Origin of the sequence: Bifidobacterium platyrrhinorum (genome assembly GCF_010667645.1) — a bacterium.
GTDB classification, from domain to species: domain Bacteria; phylum Actinomycetota; class Actinomycetes; order Actinomycetales; family Bifidobacteriaceae; genus Bifidobacterium; species Bifidobacterium platyrrhinorum.
The window spans coordinates 685,867-710,199 of the sequence record NZ_WHZV01000001.1 but is presented as its reverse complement, the minus strand read 5'-3'; the positions used below and the strand labels follow the sequence as shown (position 1 = coordinate 710,199).

Sequence of the window (24,333 nt, the reverse complement as noted above, 5' to 3'; positions counted from 1 at the left end):
AGACCCTAAATCAAAAGCAGACCATAGGGGGTTTAGTCCTCTACGTCGTAGTACTGTACGGAGGCCTTAACTTCGTTGGCATTGACATCGCTGTATGCCTCAAACTTGACCTTCTCGCCAGCAGCCCATGTGTTTGCATTGGCGTAGGCTTCTTGTTTTACGCCATCGGCGTCATAGAGAGACAAGACAATGGACACATTCTTGAAACTCAACTTGGAAGTATTCTCGATGACGGCCGAGTACGTGTAGCTGCCGTATCCCTGATCCTGCTTCTCGAATGTAGCGGATTCGATGAGATTCTTGATCGTCTCATCCGTCTGGCTCTTCTTGGTCGCAGCGGCACCGTTGGCAGTCAGGTCAGAAAGGGTGTCTTTGTACTTCTCGTCGACGGTCAGACCATAGTCATCTACGAACGTCTTCAGCATGGATGTTCGCTTGTCATACACCTTTTGCCATTCGGTGTAGAAATCGGTGCTGGAAGGGGAGTAATTCTTCAGCACATCCATGGAATCGTCCAAGAGATTGAGGTAGGAGATAACGGCTTCCTGCATCTTGGAATCCTTGAATTGACGCGTCTTGAGAGACTTCTCCGCGTCAATCTCGGTCTGGACTGCTTCCTTCAGGTTCGCGGCGTAGGTTGCATTGTCCACGTCTTCGGAACCCTGCTTCGCATTCTGCTTGTCGATGACGTCAGACCTCTTCTGGAGTCCATCAGCGATGATGGACATGGCCTCGTCGTCCGCGTAGTCGGGGCCATCGGCCTCCTTGTTCTGGGAACAGCCGGCAAGCGCCACGGACATCACCGCACACAGCAGAAGGCTGATCAACCTTTTGGGCATTGTCGTTGACATAGTTACACCTTTTCTCTTCTGTCAGCTGAACAATAAGTTAATTATATGGAACGTCCAGCCAACGTACAGAGAAAGCAACGTGTCGGAAGGAGGCAGCACGCATCGGCAAGACCCGTGTAAAGAAAATGTAATGAACCAGTGGAATCGGATAAAAAGAAAGTCGCCGGGCGAACCCACAACACGCCGACAATATGAGGCGTGTCATGGGGCATCGTGTCTGGTCGTGTCCGAAAATCGTGTCTGAATCGTGTCTGAGTGGGTAAACCGAAGGGAGGAGAGAGAAACGAAAAAGCCCGGAATTGTTGAAATTCCGGGCTTTCTGGTCGGCTCAGCGGGATTTGAACCCGCGACCCCTTGTTAGTTCGAGAGGTCGCTTCGCCGATTCCCGTGAGCTTCGTTGGTCTCGTTTTCGTTGTAATGATGCCGTTTTCGAGTCTCTTGCGAGATTCGTTGATTGCCGTCGATTTCGCTGTTCTCAGGGGTCATCGTGTCTGAATCGTGTCTGAGCCACAGACACGACGACGGACCACAGAAGCTAGGTCTGGCTGTCAGATGACTGAGAAACAGCATCTCATGGCCACCTGTGTAAGCACCAAGTGCAAGCTGAAGCTATTCAAGCGTGGCTTCACTACCATCGCTAGGGCAAGTCGCCACGTCTTCCCCATCCACGGTCAAGGTGGCGGTCCATTTTGTACCTTTTCCTCCCTTTATGGCCGGATCGGGCAAGTTGGTGGAGAACTTTTCAGCCGTGAAATCTGAAGCAAAGGTTCCCGGATAGTTCTTTTGCTCGGAGGTATTCATGTCAAAGACGAAACGCGAATACTCATTCGTCGAGAATACGTTTTTGAAGCCGGCCTGAGTCATATACCCGGTTTCAGAATCGGTGAACATGATTGAATACATCACGGACTCATTGGCATCCATTAGCGGATTAGGAATCTCCACGCTGAGGTATTGTCCCGTTGTGCTCAGAGTGACGCTTTGCAGATGGTCGCTATCCCCCGTGCATGATCCCGACAGTCCACTAGCCAGAGGCTGTGCTTCGGTACTAGACGAAGAATCGGTTTGGCTGGCTTTGGGTGACGAATCGGTCTTGGTCTCTGTGCTGCCGCAGGCGGCAAGGGACAAGACCGCCATAACGCTTAGAGCAACAGCTGCTGCCTTCTTTCTCATTTTCTCGTCCTTTCTTCTCATCAAAAGTGACTTGTCTTCATTAAATCAGAATGTTTCTGGATCTCGCATGTCGACTTCACGCACTTCGCCGTAGATGGCGGCAATATCGTTGAGGTTGATGCGGAATTGGCTGCGGGCATGCGGCGTCCATTTGTCGCCTACAAGGGTTGCTTTGTCGCCAGGGTCGTAGACAGCCCTGCCGTCCTTGAAGGCTTGGAGGAACAGGCCGAAGCTGGTGGAGATTCCGAGGGTGATGAGCGGGCCGAACTCGACCGAAGTGTTGCCGTCCTCGTCTTCGCGCAGGTAGGGCACGTATGCGGCGCGGTTGTGCTTACGCTGCCAGTGACCGAGCAGTTTCAGGTATGACCATCCGGCAGCGAGGTTCCTTGTTCCTTTCTCATAGAGGGCGATCATGCCGTTGGGGTCGAAGTGCTTCGCATCGGTGAAGCCCTCTAGAACTAGTTCGAGCTTCGCGCCCGGTTTATCCTCGCCTTCGCGCTGGATGTCGCCGGAGGTGAAATAGTAGCTGGTCGGGTTGCCGTTCTCGTCGGTGGTGTGTACGTGTCCGTACTTGAGCACGAAATCCACCGTAGAGAGTCGGCCAGTCTCGGGAAGATCGGGCTGCGGAGTGAAGAGCGTGACCTTGTGGTTGTAGCGGCGCTCCAAGGACTTCTGCTTGATGGCCTTGAGCTCCCAGATGTCGAAGTCCGGGCCGGGAATGGCGTTCTCTCCCACACCCAGTTCCGCCTCCAGAGTAAGGCCGGGGGCGTTGGGTGCAACGTATGGTTTGACGACGGCGCCATCATTGTTGAGGCGCCACGGCGTGATCTTACGACCGACGATGTTCGCCAAGGCCTGTTCGAGCACAGAGAACTCGTCACGTTGCCGCTGCGACTGGTAGACGATCGGGCAGAGATGTCCAGCCTCGAAGGTCTCCATGCTGAGCACATACTGCGCTGCCGGCGATTCAGCCCCGACCACGAGGGCCACCACGCGGATGACCTCGCCGGCAGCGTTCTTCACGGGTCCGAGGAACAGGCAGCGGTTGACCTCATGCCCGCGTTTCGTCTCGCTCAGCAGTTCCGACGGTGCTTCCTTGCATCCGCGCAGGAACCCGGAGAAACGCACTTCAGGATATTGCGGGTAGTAACAGAGTTTCGCATCAGGGGCGTCGAACTGACCGTTCGGCGTGACCCACTGCCATGTCACAGGAATCTGGATGACCGGATTGCCGGCTTTTTTCTTCTGCGATTTGGCCGGAGTGTATGACGGGTCTCCCAGTGGCAGGAAGGACAGATCGGATGGGTCGCCTGCCAGATACACCTGTTGTTTCGAGTTGTTATTGGCAACGAGTCGCTTGACCCAGATGCTGCTTGCGCCGGCGTTGGTGAGCAGTTCGTTGACGCGGCTAATGTCGGCGGTGTCGTACCATTGACGGGCTTCATTGACGTGGGTATCGCACATACGTCAACGATACCCACGAACAACGGACAACGGCCGGCGCGACACCGGCCATTTCGGGGTCAGTTCTCGCCGGCTCCCGCGACGGCCAGCTCGCGTGCCTTCTGGATCTCGTCCACGGACTTCCCCGTGTCATCTAGAATCATGCCTTGGTCTCCTTCGGCCATGACCTTGAGGATGTGCGGTCGCATGATGCGCGCGACCTCGGCGATGGCGGGCACGACCACGCTGTTGCCGAACTGGCGGTAGGCCTGTGTGTCCGACACCGGGATGCGGAAATCGTCCGGGTATCCCATGAGACGGGCGCACTCACGTGGAGTGAGACGGCGGGGACGCTCATCGCCTTGGGCGACAAGAATCTCGCTGCCATCCTTGTGATAGCGAGCGGACAGGGTGCGCGACACCATATCGGGCGTCACGAGACCGTAGCCGAAGCCGTGGCCCAAGGCCTCGTGCTTCTTGCGGTAGTCCTGAAGATATTGCCACAGACGCGGGGTGAGCGTGTACTTGTCCTGCACCTTCTGGCGCTCGAAGTCGAAGTACTTATCGCCATCCCACGGCAGGTAAGGCTCGGTGCCGTCGGTCTTGTGGAGGATGTCAGCGAGCACAGGCTGGTGGTCGGGGAACTTCAGATCGTCCCATGTGAAGTCGGTCTTGGAACGGAAGCCGACGATGTAGATGCGCTCCCTGTGTTGGGGCACGAAGTGCTGGCCGTCGACTACCTTCCAGTGGACCTCGTAACCAAGCTCGTTCTGCAGCGCGTCGAGGATGACTTTGAACGTGCGGCCTCGGTCATGGCTGGTGAGGTTCTTCACGTTCTCCAAGAGGAACGCGGCGGGGCGTTTGGCGGCGATGATGCGGGCCACGTCAAAGAACAGGGTGCCCTGCGTCTTGTCACGGAAGCCTGTCTCACGTCCGAGACTGCGCTTCTTGGAGACGCCGGCCAAGCTGAACGGCTGGCATGGGAAGCCGGCGAGCACCACGTCGCAGTCCGGGATGTCGTTCGCATCGACCTGCGTGATGTCTCCGGCCATGGTCTCGGCGAAGCCGTAGTTGGTGCGGTAGGTGCGGGTGGAGAACTCGTTCCACTCGGATGAGAACACGGCGTGGCCGCCAGCCGATGCGAAGCCACGGCGGATCCCGCCGATGCCGGCGAACAGGTCAATGGTGCGGAAGTCCGTGCCGGTCTCGTGCGTGGTACCGTAGTACAACTCCTGCAGTGCAGGAACGTAGGCGGGTTTACATTGGACCTTGCCCGACTCCCAGCGCTCCACAGTGGATGTGGACAGGCCGAGCGATTCTGCCAGTTGGCGTCGGGTCATGCTCTCGCGCAGTTTGGCGATAAGCTCGTCGGCGTCATCAATAGTTTTTGAGGGAATCAGGTTACTCATAGGGAAGAATATACATCATTATGATGACAAAAATTCCCAGAGGTGTATAGTGAGCGACAATTAAGCATACGACGCCGCAGGCCAATAAGACCCAAGGCTTATGCCGTGTCGCACAGAGGAATGGAGGCAAGCAATGACGGCAAAAGGAAAACAGATGAAGCCTCGACACCCGATTGACCTCGACGAGGCAAAAGACATTCTACGCCGCTTTGTCGTGCGAGCGAGACGCGTTGCCGCTCATTCAATGGTGAAGGATCAGTCAGTGCTCAAGTATGTCAATCCGACTTTCACCATCCAGCGACAAGAAGGAGAACCCATAAAGCTCAAATACCATATGCCGGATCAGGAGATCTTTGAATCCCTTGCCGCGCGGACTCGTCCCTGCATTCTGGAACGAGAACCGGTCTATCTGGATAAGGTGTTCAGATCCGTGACAATGTGTTTGGGCACACGGAAGATGAACGAAGCGGCACAGAAGTGCTTTGATGAGTGCAAGGCGCATTTTGCGCATCTACGAGACAAAAATGGCGGCACCTCGTATTCCATACAGATGTTCGACACGAACGATGTTCCCCTAGGAGAGCCGATGTCCGATCTGCTGATTGGCGAAGCATGGTTATATTCAGACCTAGTGCACGCTGACCCCCAAGGCAGGAAAGCCGAAGCGACAGCACTCTCGTACCGAGACCGATACTATGCCGGCACTTCATTCTTTTCGCAACTATCCATCATCATCGTCAACATGCTGAATCTGATTACTGCACTTAATCAAAACTTCGGATTCGACATTGACTCAAAGGCATGGGAGGAACAAGTAGTAGCTTCCGACGAGGACTCAGAACGAGTTGCCGAAAACATGTATATGCTCCCGCAAGGGACACAGATACCAGATGGCGTGAGTCCCAAAGACATGCCCAATGCTGTGGATGTGTCGTCTATGACGGAAACCGCATGGGCGTTGAATCCGCAGCAGCGTGCTAGCGTAATCCTGTGTAAAGCAGATGGGCAGCCAGTAGACCGATTCCACGGCATTTACTCATGGAACGACGACAAGATGACACTTCTTGTAGAAGACACATTCATTTGTGAGCTGGGCATTGGAAAGCAAGCTGCACTTCCTGCGGGATTCAAAGAGATTGAGGTCACTCGACGGGTATTCAAGGGAGATCCTACGATGACTGCAAAGGTATGGGATGCCGTTAAACGTGCCGACATCATGATAGGAGTCATACCCCGTAAGGAAGGCACCGCTTACGTAATTGTACCTTTCCGGGAAAACGAAGTTCACGTTGAGAACGGGAAAATGCTATTGCGCTCAGCCATTGAAGAGGGCCATCCGACGGACGAAACATCAATGTAGCGTCAGACGGATAGCCCTACTCGCTATTCGTTCATAGACTCTTGCTGAGCTTGCCGCTGAACGCCTGATTCACGAGCGTGTAGACGGCTTGGGCGACGCCGATGACGCCGGTGAGGACGATGCCCCACCCGTAGCCGTGGAAGCCGTTCGTGGCCGCGATGGCGAGGACGCCGAGCAGGATGCTCACGCCGAGGCTGGTCAGGCCCACGTAGTCGGCGGGGATGTACTTCTTGAACGCCTGCACCAGAGCGGGTGCGACGAGGGCGACGATGCCGGCGGCGAGGGTGGTCGCTGCGGAAATATCCATGAGTGTTCTCCTTGAGTTGATTCGGGTATGGGAGGGGCGGCCTCCGGCACGGTGCCGAAGGCCGCAGACGGTTCAGCGGCTGCTTAGTAACGCAGTTGCTGTCCGGGATAGATGAGGTTCGGGTTCGCGAGGTTGTTGAGCTGGGCGACGCGTTGCCAGCCGGATGCGCCGAAGATGCCGCTCAGCGTCTCGCCGCTCCTGACCACGTGGATCCGCATGCCCGTGCCGGTGTTTGCGGATGGTGTGGCGTTGCCGCGGTAGACCACGGTCTGGCCGGGCCAGATGCGGTTGATGTTGCCGCTGGGTACGCTCCATGCGGTCACGGGCCATAGTCCGGTGCGTGCGGCGATGCCGCTGATGGTGTCGCCGGAACGCACCACCACGCTGTATCCGCTGCTCGCGCTCGGCTTGCTTGGCTGCGGGGTGGGTTGTGGCGTCGGTGTCGGCGCGGGTGTGACGGTGGTGTTGCCGGGGTTGGCGTACTTGTTCCACTGGGCGCTGGTGCCGCGGAAGTAGTTGAGATCCAACGGGCCCGCGTAGCCGTTGATGCGCCCGTTGCTGGTGTACTGGCGCATGGCCTCGCCATACTTGCCGTAATTCCATGGGCGGGACTGGTAGCCGGTCGCCGCGTTGGAGGCGTACTGGGCGACCCACAAGCCGCAGCGGCTACGCACATCCGTCGGGATCTGCCACAGGTAGGCGGCGCTCGTGTAGACGAGCGGCCATACGCCGGTCCTCGCGTGAACCCGGTTGACGAAGACGCGGATCCAGTTGGAGTTGCCCCATGAGGCGTTCTGATAGCCCTCCCAATCCAAGACGAGCACCGCCTTGCCCACATAGGGACGGACGGTGGTCACGAAGTAGTCGGCCTCGGCCGTGGCGTTGCCGCCTCCGGCGTAGTGGTAGAAGCCCAGGCTCTTGCCCCGCTGCTGGACGCACCGGGCCTGACTGGTCATATATCCGTTGGTGAAGCCGGTGCCCTGCGTGGCCTTGACGACGGCGAAATCATAGTCGGCGGTGCAGGTGACTGTCGGAGACTGCCAGCCGGATACGTCGATGCCGCGCATGTCGGCCATGGCGCTGGGCGTGACGGTGAACATGGCGAGCAGCAGCGCCATGGTGGCGAGTAGTCGGTGTCTGATCTTGGACATGCCTTTGTCCTCTCTTATGAGGAAAGCCCCTGTGCGATGGCGTCGCAGAGGGGCTTTCCGGGTTGACTGATCGGTCTGTTCTGTTGTTCTTCAGTTATGTGGTTGGCGCTGGTAGTTCCAGTCGTCGGTGTCGAGTCGGTGTCGGTAGTCGTCTTCGAGCTGTTGGCAGCGCACGTGGCCGGGTCCGTTGCCGCCGCGTTCCGTGTACGCCTTGCCGGCGTCGAGCTGGTGTTCGTGCTGCATACGACTCGTGGTCGGCAGGAACAGGGATTGCCGGTAGATCTCCAGTTCGAGCCGGCGGATGGTCGCGGATTCGGCTATCGCCTGTTCGAGGCTCCTGCGTTGGTCGAGGCGACGCAGCAGCCATGAGACGAGCGAGGTGACGGCGCCGCTGCCGATGACCGCGCATAGAATCATCAATCCATTCGGCGTCATGCGGGATTCTGCCTGACTATGTATAGAACGCCGCCCGCAGAGCCGTTGTCGTTGGTGAGGGTCACGGTCGCCGTGGATGTGACCTTGTACGCCTGAATCCTGCTGGCCGCGCCGCGCGCCTGTTGCACCGCCGTCACCGTGCTCTGGAGACGGGGATTGTCAAGCCTGGTGAACGTGAAGGTGAACTCGTCGCTGCCGGAATAGGTCGGCATGGGAGCATTGGTATACACGTTGAACGTTTTGCCCGGCGCGAACAGGCAGGGCACCTTGCCGATAGTCGATCCGATCGGAGTCGTGTTGCCGCCGACCGCGAAGATGCCCAGCACGGAATTGACCGTGTCGAGATCCGCGAACGGAACGGATGCCACGAACGAGTAGATGTAGTTCTCCGTACTCGAAATGCGGACCGCGCATCGGTAGTCGAAATCGGGAACCGGGTTCCCGTACTTTTCCGTCAGCTTTATCCCGTCGTTGGCTCCCATTCGCAGCGAGAGGCCGGTCGAACTGGCCTGCAATCCGCTCCCCGCATTGATTCCGACCCCGTAGGAGTCCACCGTGATCGGACCGTAGGCGGATGGCTTGACGGATAGGTACCCGTTATCGTCCATTTGGAGTCCGTTGCGGATCTGCACGTCTCCGGGGCTTCCGGGATCGCCTTTGTCGCCTTTCTCGCCCTGCTTGCCGCGCGGCAGTCCGAGCGCGATGGTGGTGTCGCCGTTCGTGTCGGTCCCGGTGGTCACGGTGGGTGTGGCGGTGTCGAGTGCGGCGGCGGTCACGCTGCTGATCTTGCTGCCGCGTGGGATGCCGAGGTTGAGCTTGCGTTTCAACCCGGTGCCGGTCAATGCGCCGGTGGCCTTCTTGGATGGGGCGAGCGTGGTGACGGTGCCGATGTCGATGCTCGCGGTGTCGATCAGCTCCTGTGCCCGGTCGATGGTGTCGTGCAGGTCCTTGAGCGGATCCGCGATCTCCGACGCCTTCGCGTTGATGCGGGACGGTTCGATGATGACGGGGATGTTGCGGCTGGCGATCACGTGCCAGTCGGCGTCCTCGATGTCGATGCCGACCACGGTGCGCTCGCCGGCGGTCTGCAGCAGGGCGCGTGGCACTGGCGTGGTGAAGCTGACCTGATACACGCCGGTCGGGTTGTCGGTGCCGGCGGTCTTGGTCATGTTCGTGTATCCGCCGCCGCTGGTCGGGTCGGTGGGGTCGCGGTTCCATGTGAGCTTCGCGCTCAGGCCGTTGAGGTCGTTCACGTCGCCGCCGCCGTCGGTGATGTTGAATTTGAGGATGCGTCCGTCCACGTCGCCGGCGTTGAGCCTGATCGGGGGCGTGTAGTCGTTGGCGAGGTCGAGCGTGGTCTCGATGGTTCTGTACTGCGCTATTTCATATCCGGCCATGCGTGTGGCTCCTTACTCGGTGGGTTCCTGTTTGACGAAGGTGCCGTCCGTGAACGTCCATGTTCCCGAGGCGTCGGTGAGGCTGATCGCGTCGCCCAGGGTGATGGCGAGATCTCCGTGGTGGATGGTGATGCCGCTCGTTGATTGCCGAATCATCTGGGCGTGGCTGTCGGCGATGACGGCCGCGTCATCCCACAGCGACTGTCTGTTTGAGAGGGTTTCGGCGGCGTTGTTCCAGTCGTCCTTGCCTGCGTTGATCGCCGCAGCGGCGGCGTCCCATGTGGGTTGTTTGGCGGCAAGGGTCGTGCTGGCTGTATCCCATGCGGAGGTCTTCGCGGTAACGGTGTCGGCTGCGGTGTTCCATCGGCCGCTGTTGTCCACGACGGTCTGGGCGACCTGATCCCATTTCGAGGCGTTCTGCGTGATCTGCTGGCTGCTGGTGTTCCATGCCGCCGCGTTCGCCACCACGCGGTCCAGCCGTTGTTCGGCCGTCCGGCTGCTCGCGGTGAACCGTTCGATGATGTTGCCGATGGTGATGACCGACAGCGCTGGGTCGAGCAGGTCCTCTTCCAGTTGGAGCACGCGGCCCGCAAGACGCAGGTCCGGGGTGAAGGTGGTGTCCACGAGCAGCACGCGATCGCCCAATGCGACGCCGGTGGTGTTCATGCCGGCTTGGGTGAAGGTGAGCACGTCGGCCTCGTAGCTGACCGTGGGCGTGCTGCGCCGTTTGAGTTCGGCCTTGGTTTCGGCGAGCAGCTGGGCCTTGTCCTCGCAGTCGCCGTTCTCGTAGATGCCTTCGGTCGGGTGGATGCTGCTGGTGGCGACTTCGGTGATGTTCACGTCGTCCACATAGATCACCGTCGTGGGGTTCTCGATCCACAGGCGCACCGCGCTGCATGACTGGTGTGTGGTGAACCGTCGTGTGGTCTTCGTCCATTGGCCGGTGTTGGTCACGGGGTCGAGGGTGATGGTGGAAGTCGGGTACAGGTTCACGTTCTGCGACACCTTCAGCGTGAGCGTCGAGCCGACGGGCCCGTGCGTCCAGAGGGTGAGCTGGTATTCGGTGCCGCCGTTCACGTCGGTGTGGTCGCAGATGGCGGATTTGGCGCACGTGTTGGTGTCGGTGCCCATGCGAAGCATGATCTTGCCTTCGTGCGGGGTTACGGTGCCGTCCTTCTTCACGAGCGCGTCGAGGAACGCGCCGGTCGGGCTGAACAGCCATCCGTCGCCGTACTGCTTCTCGAAGCCGCCGCCCACGACGAGGTTCTTGCCCATGCTGCTGACCGCGGGGCCGGGCAATCCCCACAGCGCGGTGGCGTCCAGATCCTCCACGTACGGTTTGCCGTTGTTGATGTCGCTGAAGTCGATGCGCCGCCCGTAGCCACCGGTCTCGTTGCCGTCCTCGTCGGTGGCCGGCAGGCCCTTGCCGTATCCGTAGAGTCGCGTCTTGACGCCGGTGGCGTCCACCGTTCTCGTGATGCCCTTGAGGTCGTGCCCATACTCGAAACGACGCGGGGTGCCGCTGGTCTGGTTGCCCTGCGTCTTGACGAGGTTGATGGCCCGGTCGGTGATGCGGGTGTGCGCCGGGTCCATGAGGTAGCTGGCCGTGATCTCCAAGCCGAACGTGTCGGCGATCGATTCCACGGCCTCCAGCGCGCTGACATGGTAGAAGCTCAGGTCCGCGGTGCCGTCGCCTTCCACGACGCCGGCCGTCCACCGCGTGCCTTCCAACGCCTTGGTCAGGCATTGTGCGGCGGTGGCCGCCCGGTTGCGCTTGTCCTCGATGAACGTGTCATCGAGCTCGGCGACGCTGCCTTTGCACACGAGGCTGGTGATGACTCGGGATTCCTCGCGACGGTGCTCCGGCGAGACCACGATGGCCTCCTGAAGGATGCCGCGCGGATCCCTGAACACGAGCCGGTCGCCCTTGCCGATGACGCTTTCACCGACGGCGGTGACTTCCAAGGTGCGGGTGCCATCCACGCCGCTCGTCCATTTCGCCGAGGTGATGCCGGTCAGGTCGGGTTTGGGGTCGTCCCACCGGTCGAAGCACGCGAAACGCATGCGGGCGCCTCCGTTCTCTAGAGCAGCCACCGCGGCGTGTAGGTGACGTACTGCGTGTACTTCTTCACGTTCGTCTTCGGACTTACGGTGCCGCTGAAGGTGACGGGGCCGGGCGGCACGGTCGGATAGTCGTCGTCTATGGCGATGGCCCGTGCCTCGCCGCGCCATGTGGTCTTGCGTTGTTCGCAGTCGATGAGCAACGGGTGCGGGTCGTCCCAGAGGCCGGCGCCGGTGAGCGTGTTCGCCACGCGCGCGGTCGAGTCGTTGGCGGAGAACGTGTGCGTGGTGGCGACTGGCGTCACGTCGTCCACTTTTTCGTCGATGAGTTGGTGGAACACGGGCGGTGTGGGCCGGTTGCCGAGAATCTGCGCGTGCGTCGTCTTGCCGTCGAGCAGCAGGTCGACGCGTTGTTCCGCCCCGTAGGCGTACGGCTCCGCATCCAAGGTGAGCGTGCAAGTGCTCCACTGGAGCGCGCCGGCGGCATCGTGCCGGTCGGCCCATGCGCCGACGGCGAGCCTTCCGCGGTATTCACCGAGGCTGGTCAATCCGCCGATGCGTACGTGCCGGCCGTTGCGACCTCCGATGAGTGTCTTGGCTTCCTCGATCTCCATGGGGTCGCCGGTCGCGGCGATCTGCACGGTGATTTCGCGACGATTCATGGCCGGATACCCGTGCGCATCGTCCAGAGTCGCATCCCATCCGCCGGAACGGCCGGGAGCCGATTGGAACGACGTCACGGGTTTCGCTTCACCGATGGTGATACCGCCGGCCACGGTGAACACGGCGTAATCACTCAGGTGCTTGCCGTCGATGGTCAGGCGGCTCTTGTCGAGTGCGAGACCGCGGATCCGATTCGTGTTCACTAGTAGCCCCTTGCCCTTCGGTTGCCGAGCGCCTTGTCAATGGCGGGTGCGAGCTCGCCGGCCATCACGCCGCTGTCGAGCAGCAGTCGCATCGCCGGCATGGATTGTAGCGCCTCGGTGACGGCGGTGATGACGTCGTCTTTAGTGAGCGGCTTCATCGTGGTGCCGGTGGCGGTGTTGCGGTGGCTGGTGTCGTCCGCGATGGTCTGGATGCGGGCGGTGCGGGTCACGTCCGCATCGGTTTCCAGCTGGAACGGATGGTCTCCGATGACGGTGTCGAACGCGCCGTACGTCTGGCCGGCGAGATCAGTGGCGGCGCGGCTGACGGTTCGTGTGGTGTCGATGATGCCATTGGCGAGGCCTCGGCCGACCATGACGCCCACGGTGTCACGCATCAGCTTGGACGGGGACGCGATGCCGAAGAAGCTCTTGACCGCGCTCCACGCGTTCTTCGCCAGTCCGACGATGGCATCCTTGATGGCTCCGCCCGCGTTCATCAGACCGTTCTTGATGCCGTTGATGACGTTGCGGCCGAGCCCGCCCCAGTCCACGTTGCTCAGCCCGTCCCAGATCGCCTTGACGATCTGCGGCAGTGCGGCGATGAGCTGCGGTATGGCCTTGATGATGCCGACCACGAGCTTGCCGAGCAGGGTGAGGCCGGTTTCGATGATGCGCGGCAGATGTTTGCTGATGCCGTTGACGAACCCGCTGATGATCTGCGGCAGCGCGGCGATGAGCTGTGGGAGCGCGGCGATGATGCCGTTGATGAACTTCAGTAGGAGTTCGACGCCGGTGGCGAGGATCTGCGGGAGCATCGCGAGGATGCCGTCCACGAAGCTCGTGATGATTCTGGGCAGCGCCTCGATGAGTTTCGGCAGTGCGTTGAGGATGCCTTCGATGAACTTCGCGAGCAGATTCAGGCCGGAGTTGATGATCTTAGGCAGGTTGTCGATGATGCCCTGCACGAGGGTGAGGATCATCTCCATGGCGACTGGCAGCAGCGTGGGCAGGGCGTTGGCGATGCCGTCCACCAGCGAGGTGAGGATGTCGGCGGCGACGGTGAGGATCTGCGGCAGGTTGGCCGTGATGCCTTGGAGCACCGAGGTAAGCAGGGTCAGGCCGGATTGCATGAGCACGGGCAGCTGGGTGGTGACCCAGTTCTGGAACTCGGTGATGTATCCGGGCAGTTTGACGGTCAGGAACTCGGTGACGTGGGTCTGCAACTGGCCGCCGAGGCTCGTGTTCAACGCGCCCAGTGCGACGACCAATGCACCGATGATGGCGGCGATGCCGAAGTATTTCAGGAAGTTAGCCGGGTTGAAGAAGTTCAGGAACATGTTCCCGATGCCGCTCAATCCGGCCTGTATCGGTGCGGCCAGCGTCGAGCCGAAGCCTTGGAACGCGGTGCCGAACGCGCTCGTGACCGGTGAGAGGAATCCGCCCACGCGGCCCGCAAGACTCTGGAACGGTGCGGCAATCTTCGAGCCGATGCCGCCGATTCCCTGTTGCAGGGGCACGTAGATCTTGCTGTCGAACATGCCGACGAGCGTCGAGCCCACGCCGCCAAGCCCGGTCTTGACCCGGTTGGACATCATGCCGAAGACGCCGCCGAAGTTCGCGTCTACGAGCCCGAGGGCGTTGCCCCAGCGGGTGCCGAGGTCGTTGAAGATGCCGGCCGCGCCACTGGCGATGCCCTTGAGCTTGCCGAAGTTGCCTTTGACCGTGGAGACGAGCGCGCCAGCGCCGTCTCCAGCGAGGGTGAACGCGTCGAGGATCTGCGGCGTGTACTGGCCTATCGTGGCGAATCCGGCGAACGCGCCAACCAAGAGGCCGACCTGTTCGGCGAGGTCCTTGACGGTGATGCTGCCGTCCGCCAGTCCGTCGGCGAGTTTCTGGATCCACGGGGTGACGCGTTCCACCGCTCCGGCGAGTTTGGAGCCGAGCTTGTCGGCGAGCGGTTGGATGGCGGCGTTCACCTTGTCGATGGCTGGGGTGAGCACATTGAACACGTCTCGCAGCGCGTTCAACGCCGGGGTCGCTGCCTTCTGACCGAGACGGCTCAGCGCGGCCTTGACGTTGGCGAGCGCGCCGCTGAAGGTCTCGCCTGCGGCCAGTGCGGCACCACCGAGGTATTTGTCCATCGCGGTGGCGAAGGTCTGGAAGTCGACTTTGCCCTCCGACACCATGTCGGATACGTCTTGGGTGGAGACGCCCAGTTGGTCGCTCAGGGCCTGCAGGACGGGCACACCTCGGCTGGTGAGCTGGAGCATGTCGTCGCCCTGGAGCTTGCCGCGGGCCATGACGGAGGTGAAGATCGCGCCCGCGTCAGAGAAGCCCATGCCGGCGATCTGCGCGGTGTCGCCGACGGTCTTCAGCACCTTGGTGAGTTGTTCGCCCGGTTTGATGCCGGATGCGACCGCGCTGGCGGCGACGGTGGCGGCTTCGTCGAGTCCGTAGGCAGTGCCTTTGACGGCCGCGTTCGCGTTCGCCATGATCTCCGCGATGGATTCGGCACTGTGGCCGAGGCCCTTCAATTTGGCTTGGGCGTTCTCGATGTTCAGGGCACGAGCGAATCCGCCCTTGGCGGCGAGCGCGGTGATGCCGCCGCCGATGGTGGTGAGTGCGCCGAGGCCGAGCTTGCCTATCGTGGCGAAGCCTTTGCCGGATGCTTTGACGAGGCTGGTTGAGAGGTTGCCGCCGAGCTTCTGGCCGGCGGGTTTGAGGTTGATGCCGCCGAGTTCGGCGGCGATCTTGTTTTGCGCGCCCTTCAACGTGGGGACGATGTTCACCCATGCGGTCGCCAGTGTGGCCACGTTCGTCCCCTCTCCGTCGAAGGATGCGCTGTTCGGTTATGTGAGTGCCACGCGTGGCCTGTTGAGGTAGGCGCGCAGCTGTCGTTTGCTCATGCCGGTCAGTTCCGGGTCGCGTCGTTTCGGCGTGGTTTCGCCGGGTGCGGGCGTGGGCTTCGGTTTGCCGCGGTTGCGTTGCCCGTCCCGGGTCTTGGCCCATACAAGCCATCGCAGCGAGTATTCGATACTCCGCAACCACCAGTCGGCCGGGGTCCATGCGTTGCGTTCGTCCAGCAGTGTGGCAAGCCGACTGCCGGCGGGAGCGTTCGCGGCGATGAGCCATACGTCATGCCATGACAGCATCGGGGTGCCGAGCCATCTGAGGCGGGCTCCGTTGCGGATGAGCTCGTATTCGAGCGCGTCGCGGTGTTGGTCGATGAGCCATTGGACGGCGGCTAGTCTTTTGGGCTGCCGGTCCACGCGGTGATGAAGTCGTTGAGCTGCTGCGGGTGCAGTCGGTCGAGCAGCGGATGCGCCTCTTCGGGGAAGATCGTGTAGAAGCGTTCGATGTCGCCGCCCGTGATGGCCCTGAGGTCGCCGATGGTCAGCGCGTCGGAACTTTTGACCTTGTAGCGGGTCTTCGATCCGGGGAACTGCACTTCCACGAAGTCGTCGCCTTTGGGCTGGTAGTCGTTGATGATGATCGCCATGGTTTCCGTGTCCTTCCATGCCATGCCGCGTCAATGGGGTTGGTGGGTTGGATCCGGTGGCGGCGGACACGGCATCGGCACCGCCACCGGACTGGGAATCGGGAATGGTTCAGGCGGTCTTGACCGCGGTCGTCTTCGTGGCGGTGGCCTTGCGTTTCGTCGTGGCCTTGACGGCGGCCTTGGCGAGCGTGGGCACTTCCGCGTCGGACATCGCCGCGGGTTCGTCTCCGGCGACGTCGGCGGTCGTTTCGACGCCGGTGACGTAGGCGATGTACTCGTACGCCGTGTTACCGTTGGCATCCGGGAACGCGTTGATGGTGGGCGTGTAGGTGATGGCCTCGCCGTCGGCATAGGTCACGTCGTCCACGTCGCCGGTTTTGCCGACCGGTACGACGATGCGCTTGACCCTGTTGCCGGTCATCGCGAACTCGAACACGTACACCAGTTCGGGCGGTTCCGCGCTGTTGTGCTTGACGGTGATGGAGTCCTTGCCGTTCACGGTCTTGGTCTCCACGTTGTCGGGTCCGTAGGTCACGGCCAGCGTTTCGGGCGTGGTCTCCAGCATGCCGAACTGGAAGCTCTCCGCGCGGCTCGTGGTCACGGAGAGCACGCGGTCGCCGCCGAACGCGTTGATGTCCTCGCTGTCGCGGTCCACGGTGTTCGTCACGCCGTCCTCGGAAAGATAGCCGAGGTCGTGGAACTTGTCGGACAGTGTGGTGGTCGCGTCGGTGGGCGGCGTGGCCTCGCCGACGATGCCGTACCAGGCGCCGCCCGCGTAGCGTCCGCCGTCGCCGTGGGGCTTGCCGACGGACACCATCTGAGCATTGGGTTTGCCCATAGAGTGAGTCTCCTTACATGTGTTTGTGCACCGTCAGTTCGGCGGTGATCTGGTAGCGTGGCGTGTGCTCGTCGAGCGGGTCGTTGAGCGTGGATTCGATGCGCACCCTCGCCACGGCCGGGATCCGCGTCGCCCGCTCCAGCAGCGTCTTCACCCGCTGGGCGAGGAACGACGCCTGCATTCGGCTGGTGCCCCAGCATTGGATGGCGAGCATGGGATGGTCGGTGAACGGGGTTTCGTCGCCGCCCACACGCTCCACGGTCACGAACCGTTCCGGCCGCTGCGGCGGCACGTCGGTCGAGACGGGGATGCCGGTAAGCTCGGGTTGGCGGTTGAGGAACTGCACGAGCGTGGTTTCTATGCTCAACATGTTGTTTAATTCCTTCCGGCGTCCAGTGATTTCAACAACGTGTTGTGCTTTTTGTTCGACCGCTTCGCGTACCGGGTGACGGCGCGCACTGCGCCATGGGGCCGGTCGGTCCTGACGACGTCACCGACGTAGCCCTTGGCGTTGTGCATACGGTTGGCGGCGGCCATGATGGCCTCGGTGCGTCGTTCGATATCGCCGCGCACACCCTCGCTGTTGAGCACGTCCAGCACGCCGGAACTATGCAGCCGAACCTTGACCTTGCCCATAATCAGCCTTCCGAGTAGGTAGCTTCGACGCTCATGTTCCATGCGGTCGGCGTCATGCCGCCATCCACCGGAATCGGATGCCCGACCACGTGGTACGGATTCTCTTCGTCACCGCGGATGACAATCCGGCAGCCGTCGAGCGGCCCGCCCGCATAGGAGCGCGGGAAGCGGAACACCGCGTCCACGCGCATGCCATCCGGCCGGTTGGAATCGTCCGCATCCGAGGTGGCCGGCGAATCCACGAGCACGTTCTCGATGGTTTCGCGCTCCCACTCATAGACGGGATTGTTGCCCTCGTCCACGCCGGTTCGGACGCGGCGCAATACGGTGACGGTCTCGCCTCTCACAGGCCGCCTCCGCTCATGTCGAGGTGGAAGGCTCGCGCCTTGCCGCCGCCCAGTCGGCTTTTCTCCGCCTTGGTGAGGTAGAGGTCGCCCATCGGGTTCGAGTACGTGAACGATTCGCTGAAGCTACCGGCCGTCTGCTGCGCGTTCGTCACGCCCAGCCGGTCGTCGCCGACCGACATCTTGCGGATGACCATCGCGCATGCGATCGCCGTCAGCGTGCGTTCGGACGCCATCGACCATCGGGGGCAGGTGTCCATGATGATCTGCGTGGCATCCTCCAGTAGCACGGTCGCGTTCTCGCGTTCCGGCCCGGTGAGCGCATGCCAGCGGCGTTCTAGGTCCCCGTATGTGGCGAACGGTTTGAACTCGTCGGCCATATGCCGCCTTATTTGGCGATGACGCCGAACGTACGCAACGCGGCGAACGCCTTGTTCACCGCAGTGACGATGGCCGCGGCGTCGGCTCCGGCGGCGAGATCCGCGATGGCTGCGGCCGCTGCGGGCTTGCCGGAGATGGTCGCCCACGTCGGCGCGGTCGGGATGGTCGGCTTGTTCGTCAGATCCGTGTAGGAGCCCGTGAAGCTGGAGGTGCCCGCGCCGATTGCCTTGCGTGCCGTGGCCGCGTCAGCCGCCGTCATGACGGCCTTGCCGACCGTGGTAGCCCCGGACAGCGTGGCGGCGGTCGGCATCGTCGGGATGGTCGGCTTGCCGGTCAGGTCGCCGTACGCTCCGCTGAAGTTGGAGGTTCCGGCACCGATGGCGGTGCGAGCGCCGGCACCGGTCGATGCCTTCATCACCGCCTTGCCGATGGAGGAGGCGCCGCTCAGCGTGTCCACGGTCACGGCGGCACTTGCGCCAGTGAACGGCGTGCCGTCGGGGTTGATGAGCCTGACCGGTTCGGCGAGCACGGGCACGCCGCTGTCGCCGGTCTGGACGACGAGGGTCTTGACCGGGGTCACGCTCAACGCTTCACCGCCTTCACGCTGCGGGTGCCGGCCACCGGGCTCGTGACATTGAGCACGGCGATGGCGGTCGGGTCGATGATCGCGTAGGAGAACACGGCCTCGGACCTGTAGGCGATCTGGTTGCTGCCGGCGAGGTCCACGCCGGTGTTGTCGGGGTCGCCGTACGGGATGACCTCGGCGGTGATCGGGCGCACGAGACGCCATTTGATCGTGGAGAAGTCACCCATGAACGCGAGCACCCCGGTGGAGCCGTTGACGTACTGGCCCTCCACGGTCGTGCTCGTGCATGCACGGATCCCGTCCAACGTGCCCGCGTTCAGACTCAGCGGGATCTCCGGGAACAGTCGGCCGCCGGTGTTGGAGACGCGCAGCTTGCGAAGCTCGTTCGCGAGCGTGCGGGACAGGGCCACGCCGTTGATGTTCACGCGCAGCAGCTGGTCGGTGAGCGCGTCGAGGTTGGCGAGTTGGTCATCCGTGCCCTTGACCTGAGTGGCGATCTTCGCCAGCGCCTCGTAGCCGGTCATCTCCTCGCCGGACGCGGGGTTCACGCCGTGGTAGATCACATAGTCCAATGCTTCGCCGAGGGCCGCGGCCTGATCGGCCTGAATGGCGTCGAGGATCTGGAGCTGGTTGTCCTCGTCGGCCCACTGGAGCTGCTTGGAGACGCGCGTGGTGCACTGCACCGTGAACCGCTTGCCTTCCTTCGGCGTGATCGGCTGCTCGTAGCCGCTCTTCTTCGCGCCCTCGGCCACGACCTCGGCGCGGGCCTTGCCGGTGAACACGTTGTACTTGTCGTCCATGAAGCCGAGCTTGTCCGCCGGGCTCAACGTGGCGATGGTGCTGGTGTCGTGTGCCTTGCCCACCACCGCGAGGCTTACGGACGTGGGCAGCGTCACCTGATTGGTCTGCAGAACCATGAATCGATTTCCTTAACTCTGGGGTTGATGCTTACTTGCCGCCGAACAGCTGTTTGAGCAGTCCGACGTTCGGATTCGTCTGGCCGTCGGGAGTGCCGGCCGGGTTCGTCACCTTCGCCGCCGACGGCTTGGATTGCGCGGCCAGATACGTCTTGATGGCCTGGGCGTGCGCGTTGATCTCCTCGGCGGTCTCGCCGCGCAGCAAGTCCACGGGGACGCCTGTCTTCTTCGCTGCTTCGTCGCGCCATGTGAGCCGTTGCTGGGCGGTTTTCAGGTCGTTGAGTTCCTTCTCGGCGCGAACAGCACGAGCTTCCAGCTTCTGCGTCTCCGACAGCTGGGATTCCTTCAACGCGGCAAGTTCATCTGCGGCCGTTTTGTTCGCCTCGGCCTTGCCCCGCCATGATTTCGCCCGTTCGACCTCGGCCTCGTAGCGGGCCTTCCAGTCGATGTCCTCCGGCGGAGAACCGGACTGTTCGGCGTTCTGGGCGTCGTTGTCTTCGGCCATGCGGCCTCCTTCCACCCGAATCCGGGCATAAGAAAAGCCACCACGGAACATCCGCGATGGCTAATTAGTGAATTACGTGTGTGCTTTTATCACTCATCAGGGAACTGGATTACGCCTTTGCTGATTTTTTCTGGACGAAGCCGGCATCGATAATAATCAGCGTAGTTGATGAGATAACTCAAAGTCCGTTGAGTGGGATGCAATTCATATAGGTAGCGCGACACTTGATAGAGAAGTCGTTTTTTCCTCCACATATGCAAGCGGTTTGGCAGCTTCCCTATGAGGGAATCCTTATCGAACGGAAGTGGCGTGGGTGATGGTGGATACACGCCGGGTCTGAAGAACCGGCGCCAAGTTCTTGCAATGTGCGGAAAACGAAACTTCATCCACATTTTGCGCAACTTCCCAACGCCTACCCGCCCATTGGGGAACCACATCTCTCCAGAATGGTCTCCCATGGGAGTATTCACCCATATAGCTCTAAAAATGCCGATAGCCCCTTGACTATTTTTCAAAGTATCATTGACGGATTGCGTCCATTGATTTAACCATGCCGGAGAAGGCATTGCGCAGCCTAAAAGGAATCCTCCAAATGCAATAAAAAGCTCATAAAGAAAACCTTGTTTTCGGAAAGTGCCGAACGCTATAAAACAAACCGCTAGCAATAATAGAAGCGGCGTCCAACTGATTCTGCGAATATGTCTTCTGCAATAATCCGCATTGAGATGCAACTCTTTCCCTAAATCTTCCACAAGGTCGCGTGTTGAGGATTCAGGATAAAGCAAAACGCTCCTAGACGAACTCATGGCAGAGATGATACGACATAGGCAAGAGCGCCCTTGTCAGTCCCTCACAAGCGCCATGACACGGTTGTACATGTTGTCGGGGCTGTCGGGCGTGAGAGGTGAGCTGTAGAGTCGTTCGGCCTTGCCGGTCTTCTTGTTCACGTACCAGTCGCAGTCGTCGAGCATCGCGAAGTCGGGATCCGTGGGCACGTGGTAGTACTCGGTATCCTCATGGCCCTCCACGCTGGTGGGGATGCCGCCGTTGGCTTGTTCGACGATGATGCGCGCCTGATGGTAGCTGGTGACTTTATCGGTCATCGTGTCCTCCCTGGCTTGGTGGCGTGGATTCGGCCCAGTTGTCGTACTCGTTGGAGTGCTGCCGCCATGCGGTGTCGTCGCGGTGGGCCCGCTGGAGTTTCCACTCGCTCCAGCTTCGCACAGTCTCGGGATCCGCGACCCATGGTTTCGCGTAGGCGGGCGCGTCCTTGAAGCTCGGCCGACCACCTTCGAGCAGAGCATCGGTGGGTTCCATGTCGTCCACGCGCAGGAACCGCAGTTGCCCGTCCTTGATGTCGTCGGGATAACAGTCGGGTATCTTGCCGTTCGAGTACCCGTATTGCAGGTGGTCGCCGGACTGGTAGTCGTACATCCTGAGTGATTTCCAGCCGCTGGGCGTCTCAATGATTTCGGCGTTCCAGATGTGCGCGCCGCCGTTCTTCCATGGTCCGGCGACGAAGAAGCGGGTGCCGGGCGGGTATTCGCGCATCGCCTTGAGCGTCGCCTCGTTCGAGTGTTTCCGCGTGAACTTGCGGTGGTCGCCGTTTCGGTCCACCCACATGTCGGCGATGTTCCAGTAGTAGCCGTCGGCCGAGTTCCTGTGGTTGCCGACCGCCTGCACGTCGTAGCCGCGCAGACGCAGTTCGCCGGCCTGCACGACTCGCTGGCAGTTGATGCCCCACGGGTTCTTCGAGAAGTTCGGCCGGTATCCGTTCTCGATCTTCTTCCTGATCCACATGTCCCACAGGGGGTTCACCTCGTCGTGGGTGATTTCCTTGAGGGACGTGCGCGGTTTCATGGTCTTCAGCGCGAGGATCTTCTCGCCGGGCACGCCTTTGCGTCGCTTTCCGGCTTCGATGAGCTTGTGGCCTTGCCCGACTTTGTCGGGGTTCATGTGGCGCATGAGGTATGAGAGCGAGTTCACGTTGTTCGGGTCGTATGGCCCGTACACGCTTTGGCCTCGCTTCGGCTCCCGGTAGGGGGCGATGTTCGCGAGCCCGGCCTTGAGGTCGGCGGGCATGACGCCGGTCTCCAACGCCTTGCGGGCGGTCTCGTAGATCCTGAGGTATTCGTCGGGGTCGTAGCCCTCTATCCGGTTCGATCCTTTGCCCCATTCGGGCACGATCTCGCACCGGCAGTTGCCGCCGTGGAAGCTCGTGCCGAAGTCGGCCGTGTCCTCGGATGCGTAGACGTAACCGCGGCTCGCGAGCATGATGCAGAATGCGCATGGCTGGCGTCCGTTCGGCACGCGCGCGTACCGAGGACGGTGGGGGTCGCGGCGCGCGTTACGGCGGATGGTCTGGCGGCCGGGGTTCCTGATCTCCCGGTCCATGAGGTTGTTCAGGTAGCGCAGCAGTTCGTCGGGGTTCGCCTTCTTCTCTGGTGAATCCCATAGGACGCCGGCCTTCCAGCGGATGAGCTTCCTGACGGCCTCATCGTCGTTGGGGTTCTCCGTTTCGGCGGTGAAACCGTCGTCGAAGTGCTTGGCGTACATGCGTTCGTACCAGTCGGCCGCGGCGGTGCTGGACGCGTCGGCGTGCTTGTGGATGATGGCCGGCACGAGGTCGAGCAGGATGTCGCGCTGTCGTGCGGCCGGCAGTCCGCTGATCTCCCACCACAGTTCGCCGAGGTCAAGCCTCGCGAGTCTGACCGCCTCCTGCTGGCTCGTCCGCAGCTGGTTCAGATCCTTGGTCGTCACCGGCATTGGCGCTCCTTAGGATCATGTCCAACGTGTCACGGCCACGGTCTCGCGTCTGCTGCGAGAGCAGGGAGCGAATCTCTCCGCCGTCGAGACCGAGCCGGCGCAGACCGACCTCGCTGGTCGCATACGATTGGTTGACCTGGCTGATCTTCACGTACGCGTCCGCTCTCGCCCCGTCGCTGATCTCCCTCGTGGGCGCCCATGCGGGCCTGACCTGTTTGAGCTCGTCGGGCGGCTCCGCGAGACCGTCCCTGAGGCACACGGCCATGCGGGCCAGCTTCGACAGCTGCATGGCGAACAACCGGTTCTGCCGGTCGGCACGGCGGGTGAGCTTGCGTTCGGCCGCGGCCATCGCCTCGGCGGAACTGGGATTATCCAATGTGATGCCGAGCGAGTCCACGGGAAGGTCGGTGTCCGAAGCGACCACTAGCGCGATGGTCTTGAGCATGTCGGAGTGGGGTTGCATCGACGCCTGGCTGATCTGCTGCAGCGAGGGCGAATCGCCGTCCTCGTCCTTGCTGATCGCGTTGATGGAGCTGACGAGGCTGCTCCACGTGTCCGCGCTGAACGCGTCCTCGTCCATGCCCAGAAACCACAGTTTGGGAACGGCGTAGAACTCCGCGCTGGCCTCCATGCGCACGAGGGTGCGGAATCCCATGTCGGTCAGCGCCATCACCGGGCGGGTGATGCGCGAGCAGCCCAAGGGCTTCGACAGCTGCGGGTCGCTTATCAACGGCACCACCGTCGGCTCAGGCCAATGGGTCGCATACCGGTCGGCCATCCAGCCGCCGTAGGCATCGCGGGTGACTTGATAGACGATGCCGGGAAGGAACACGTTGAACGCGGTGACGCGGCCCTTGCTGGTGGCGTCGTTGATGGTCAGCGCCGCCGCGAGCCGGTTGCGTCGCCCGTCCCAAATGGCGGCCGACCATTCCGCGGAACGCGGCGTAATCAGCAGCTCTCCGGTATCGGGGTCGCCGGTGAGCGTGAGGAACGCGCAGCCGTGCGTGTACGCGGATACCACGGTCTGCGGTATCGCGAGCTCCAGCGCGTTCGTGTCGGCCAGCTCGTCGAGTCCGAAGGAATCCGTTCCGTTGGGATGGATCCACCCGTCGAATACGGTCAGGTCGGCCAATGAGCGGACGGCCTTGGCGGGCCAGCCGATGCACGCGCTCACGTTCGCCTTGATGCGGTCCGGGATGCTGATGCCGAAGTCCTTGAATCCCTCCTTCGCCCCGTAGTAGCCGGTGCGGATGAGGTTGCGCGGGTAGCGTTGACGCCACACCTTCATCAGCGTTCTGATAGCCGGCATGTCCTCGTCGGCCACGCCCGTGATGCGGCTCGCGCCGAACGTGGTGATGTCGAGCGGCCGTTTCAATGCGCTGGAGAAGATGCCCTCATCGGCCATGTG

26 protein-coding genes are annotated in these 24,333 nt (G+C 61.6%); 1 reads left to right on the top strand and 25 read right to left on the bottom strand.

Going from position 1 to position 24,333, the window contains the following annotated elements:
- Positions 1–32: 32 nt before the first annotated feature.
- The 4 genes from GFD21_RS03095 to dcm all read right to left on the bottom strand — a co-directional run bounded on the left by GFD21_RS03095 (position 33) and on the right by dcm (position 4,876).
- On the bottom strand, positions 33–851 hold the full coding sequence (locus GFD21_RS03095) for an FxLYD domain-containing protein (protein ID WP_225431550.1): 819 nt from the start codon (positions 849–851) through the stop codon (positions 33–35).
- 609 nt (positions 852–1,460) lie between these two features.
- A complete protein-coding gene (locus GFD21_RS03090) occupies positions 1,461–2,024 on the bottom strand; it encodes a hypothetical protein (RefSeq protein WP_163196438.1) in 564 nt (187 codons plus the stop codon).
- Between the two features lie 45 nt (positions 2,025–2,069).
- Positions 2,070–3,488, bottom strand: a complete 1,419-nt coding sequence (locus GFD21_RS03085) for an MvaI/BcnI family restriction endonuclease (RefSeq protein ID WP_163196437.1) — start codon at positions 3,486–3,488, stop codon at positions 2,070–2,072.
- Positions 3,489–3,547: 59 nt separating this feature from the next.
- Positions 3,548–4,876, bottom strand: coding sequence for a DNA (cytosine-5-)-methyltransferase (dcm, locus tag GFD21_RS03080; RefSeq protein ID WP_163196436.1), 1,329 nt, complete (start codon positions 4,874–4,876; stop codon positions 3,548–3,550).
- A gap of 133 nt (positions 4,877–5,009) precedes the next feature.
- On the opposite strand from dcm, the gene GFD21_RS03075 reads away from it, so the two are divergent.
- Complete coding sequence (locus GFD21_RS03075) at positions 5,010–6,236, top strand: hypothetical protein (protein WP_163196435.1); 1,227 nt, start codon at positions 5,010–5,012, stop codon at positions 6,234–6,236.
- Between the two features lie 31 nt (positions 6,237–6,267).
- On the opposite strand, the gene GFD21_RS03070 is transcribed toward GFD21_RS03075, so the two are convergent.
- From GFD21_RS03070 to GFD21_RS02970, 21 genes are all read right to left on the bottom strand, one after another.
- Positions 6,268–6,543 carry a hypothetical protein gene (locus GFD21_RS03070; protein WP_163196434.1) on the bottom strand — a complete coding sequence of 92 codons (276 nt, stop codon included), beginning with the start codon at positions 6,541–6,543 and terminating at the stop codon, positions 6,268–6,270.
- Between the two features lie 83 nt (positions 6,544–6,626).
- On the bottom strand, positions 6,627–7,694 hold the full coding sequence (locus GFD21_RS03065) for a GH25 family lysozyme (RefSeq protein WP_163196433.1): 1,068 nt from the start codon (positions 7,692–7,694) through the stop codon (positions 6,627–6,629).
- Between the two features lie 90 nt (positions 7,695–7,784).
- Positions 7,785–8,129 (bottom strand): hypothetical protein, encoded by a 345-nt coding sequence (locus tag GFD21_RS03060; RefSeq protein ID WP_163196432.1) that lies wholly within the window; start codon positions 8,127–8,129, stop codon positions 7,785–7,787.
- On the bottom strand, positions 8,126–9,526 hold the full coding sequence (locus GFD21_RS03055) for a hypothetical protein (RefSeq protein ID WP_163196431.1): 1,401 nt from the start codon (positions 9,524–9,526) through the stop codon (positions 8,126–8,128). Before GFD21_RS03055 ends, GFD21_RS03060 begins: the two co-directional genes overlap by 4 nt.
- Positions 9,527–9,538: 12 nt before the next feature.
- Positions 9,539–11,590 (bottom strand): phage tail spike protein, encoded by a 2,052-nt coding sequence (locus GFD21_RS03050; RefSeq protein ID WP_163196430.1) that lies wholly within the window; start codon positions 11,588–11,590, stop codon positions 9,539–9,541.
- Between the two features lie 17 nt (positions 11,591–11,607).
- Positions 11,608–12,453 carry a hypothetical protein gene (locus tag GFD21_RS03045; RefSeq protein ID WP_163196429.1) on the bottom strand — a complete coding sequence of 282 codons (846 nt, stop codon included), beginning with the start codon at positions 12,451–12,453 and terminating at the stop codon, positions 11,608–11,610.
- Complete coding sequence (locus GFD21_RS03040) at positions 12,453–15,266, bottom strand: phage tail protein (RefSeq protein WP_163196428.1); 2,814 nt, start codon at positions 15,264–15,266, stop codon at positions 12,453–12,455. The genes GFD21_RS03045 and GFD21_RS03040 overlap by 1 nt, the downstream gene beginning before the upstream one ends.
- Positions 15,267–15,302: 36 nt before the next feature.
- Positions 15,303–15,722: a DUF5361 domain-containing protein gene (locus GFD21_RS03035; protein ID WP_318643718.1), complete on the bottom strand. Its 420-nt coding sequence runs from the start codon at positions 15,720–15,722 to the stop codon at positions 15,303–15,305.
- Positions 15,698–15,952 (bottom strand): hypothetical protein, encoded by a 255-nt coding sequence (locus tag GFD21_RS03030; RefSeq protein ID WP_163196427.1) that lies wholly within the window; start codon positions 15,950–15,952, stop codon positions 15,698–15,700. Before GFD21_RS03030 ends, GFD21_RS03035 begins: the two co-directional genes overlap by 25 nt.
- Positions 15,953–16,061: 109 nt before the next feature.
- Complete coding sequence (locus tag GFD21_RS03025; protein WP_191996816.1) at positions 16,062–16,790, bottom strand: phage tail tube protein; 729 nt, start codon at positions 16,788–16,790, stop codon at positions 16,062–16,064.
- A gap of 13 nt (positions 16,791–16,803) precedes the next feature.
- A complete protein-coding gene (locus tag GFD21_RS03020) occupies positions 16,804–17,160 on the bottom strand; it encodes a hypothetical protein (RefSeq protein ID WP_163196426.1) in 357 nt (118 codons plus the stop codon).
- 5 nt (positions 17,161–17,165) lie between these two features.
- Positions 17,166–17,426: a hypothetical protein gene (locus GFD21_RS03015; RefSeq protein ID WP_163196425.1), complete on the bottom strand. Its 261-nt coding sequence runs from the start codon at positions 17,424–17,426 to the stop codon at positions 17,166–17,168.
- Between the two features lie 2 nt (positions 17,427–17,428).
- On the bottom strand, positions 17,429–17,773 hold the full coding sequence (locus GFD21_RS03010; RefSeq protein WP_163196424.1) for a hypothetical protein: 345 nt from the start codon (positions 17,771–17,773) through the stop codon (positions 17,429–17,431).
- Positions 17,770–18,150: a Gp19/Gp15/Gp42 family protein gene (locus GFD21_RS03005; RefSeq protein ID WP_163196423.1), complete on the bottom strand. Its 381-nt coding sequence runs from the start codon at positions 18,148–18,150 to the stop codon at positions 17,770–17,772. Before GFD21_RS03005 ends, GFD21_RS03010 begins: the two co-directional genes overlap by 4 nt.
- A gap of 8 nt (positions 18,151–18,158) precedes the next feature.
- Positions 18,159–18,737: a hypothetical protein gene (locus GFD21_RS03000; RefSeq protein WP_163196422.1), complete on the bottom strand. Its 579-nt coding sequence runs from the start codon at positions 18,735–18,737 to the stop codon at positions 18,159–18,161.
- Positions 18,734–19,654 carry a phage major capsid family protein gene (locus GFD21_RS02995; RefSeq protein WP_163196421.1) on the bottom strand — a complete coding sequence of 307 codons (921 nt, stop codon included), beginning with the start codon at positions 19,652–19,654 and terminating at the stop codon, positions 18,734–18,736. Before GFD21_RS02995 ends, GFD21_RS03000 begins: the two co-directional genes overlap by 4 nt.
- A gap of 31 nt (positions 19,655–19,685) precedes the next feature.
- Positions 19,686–20,159: a helicase gene (locus GFD21_RS02990; protein WP_163196420.1), complete on the bottom strand. Its 474-nt coding sequence runs from the start codon at positions 20,157–20,159 to the stop codon at positions 19,686–19,688.
- 89 nt (positions 20,160–20,248) lie between these two features.
- Positions 20,249–20,944, bottom strand: a complete 696-nt coding sequence (locus GFD21_RS02985; RefSeq protein ID WP_163196419.1) for a hypothetical protein — start codon at positions 20,942–20,944, stop codon at positions 20,249–20,251.
- 57 nt (positions 20,945–21,001) lie between these two features.
- Positions 21,002–21,262, bottom strand: coding sequence for a hypothetical protein (locus tag GFD21_RS02980; protein WP_163196418.1), 261 nt, complete (start codon positions 21,260–21,262; stop codon positions 21,002–21,004).
- On the bottom strand, positions 21,252–22,925 hold the full coding sequence (locus GFD21_RS02975; protein WP_163196417.1) for a VG15 protein: 1,674 nt from the start codon (positions 22,923–22,925) through the stop codon (positions 21,252–21,254). The genes GFD21_RS02980 and GFD21_RS02975 overlap by 11 nt, the downstream gene beginning before the upstream one ends.
- The gene (locus GFD21_RS02970; RefSeq protein WP_163196416.1) at positions 22,852–24,330 is read right to left on the bottom strand and encodes a phage portal protein; all 1,479 of its coding nucleotides are present in this window, start codon (positions 24,328–24,330) and stop codon (positions 22,852–22,854) included. Before GFD21_RS02970 ends, GFD21_RS02975 begins: the two co-directional genes overlap by 74 nt.
- Between the last annotated feature and the right edge of the window lie 3 nt (positions 24,331–24,333).

Coding starts and splice junctions, on each gene's coding strand:
- GFD21_RS03095 (WP_225431550.1), bottom strand. CDS start 851: ATGTCAACGACAATGCCCAAAAGGTTGATCAGCCTTCTGCTGTGTGCG.
- GFD21_RS03090 (WP_163196438.1), bottom strand. CDS start 2,024: ATGAGAAAGAAGGCAGCAGCTGTTGCTCTAAGCGTTATGGCGGTCTTG.
- GFD21_RS03085 (WP_163196437.1), bottom strand. CDS start 3,488: ATGTGCGATACCCACGTCAATGAAGCCCGTCAATGGTACGACACCGCC.
- dcm (WP_163196436.1), bottom strand. CDS start 4,876: ATGAGTAACCTGATTCCCTCAAAAACTATTGATGACGCCGACGAGCTT.
- GFD21_RS03075 (WP_163196435.1), top strand. CDS start 5,010: ATGACGGCAAAAGGAAAACAGATGAAGCCTCGACACCCGATTGACCTC.
- GFD21_RS03070 (WP_163196434.1), bottom strand. CDS start 6,543: ATGGATATTTCCGCAGCGACCACCCTCGCCGCCGGCATCGTCGCCCTC.
- GFD21_RS03065 (WP_163196433.1), bottom strand. CDS start 7,694: ATGTCCAAGATCAGACACCGACTACTCGCCACCATGGCGCTGCTGCTC.
- GFD21_RS03060 (WP_163196432.1), bottom strand. CDS start 8,129: ATGACGCCGAATGGATTGATGATTCTATGCGCGGTCATCGGCAGCGGC.
- GFD21_RS03055 (WP_163196431.1), bottom strand. CDS start 9,526: ATGGCCGGATATGAAATAGCGCAGTACAGAACCATCGAGACCACGCTC.
- GFD21_RS03050 (WP_163196430.1), bottom strand. CDS start 11,590: ATGCGTTTCGCGTGCTTCGACCGGTGGGACGACCCCAAACCCGACCTG.
- GFD21_RS03030 (WP_163196427.1), bottom strand. CDS start 15,952: ATGGCGATCATCATCAACGACTACCAGCCCAAAGGCGACGACTTCGTG.
- GFD21_RS03025 (WP_191996816.1), bottom strand. CDS start 16,790: ATGGGCAAACCCAATGCTCAGATGGTGTCCGTCGGCAAGCCCCACGGC.
- GFD21_RS03020 (WP_163196426.1), bottom strand. CDS start 17,160: ATGTTGAGCATAGAAACCACGCTCGTGCAGTTCCTCAACCGCCAACCC.
- GFD21_RS03015 (WP_163196425.1), bottom strand. CDS start 17,426: ATGGGCAAGGTCAAGGTTCGGCTGCATAGTTCCGGCGTGCTGGACGTG.
- GFD21_RS03005 (WP_163196423.1), bottom strand. CDS start 18,150: ATGGCCGACGAGTTCAAACCGTTCGCCACATACGGGGACCTAGAACGC.
- GFD21_RS02995 (WP_163196421.1), bottom strand. CDS start 19,654: ATGGTTCTGCAGACCAATCAGGTGACGCTGCCCACGTCCGTAAGCCTC.
- GFD21_RS02990 (WP_163196420.1), bottom strand. CDS start 20,159: ATGGCCGAAGACAACGACGCCCAGAACGCCGAACAGTCCGGTTCTCCG.
- GFD21_RS02980 (WP_163196418.1), bottom strand. CDS start 21,262: ATGACCGATAAAGTCACCAGCTACCATCAGGCGCGCATCATCGTCGAA.
- GFD21_RS02975 (WP_163196417.1), bottom strand. CDS start 22,925: ATGCCGGTGACGACCAAGGATCTGAACCAGCTGCGGACGAGCCAGCAG.
- GFD21_RS02970 (WP_163196416.1), bottom strand. CDS start 24,330: ATGGCCGATGAGGGCATCTTCTCCAGCGCATTGAAACGGCCGCTCGAC.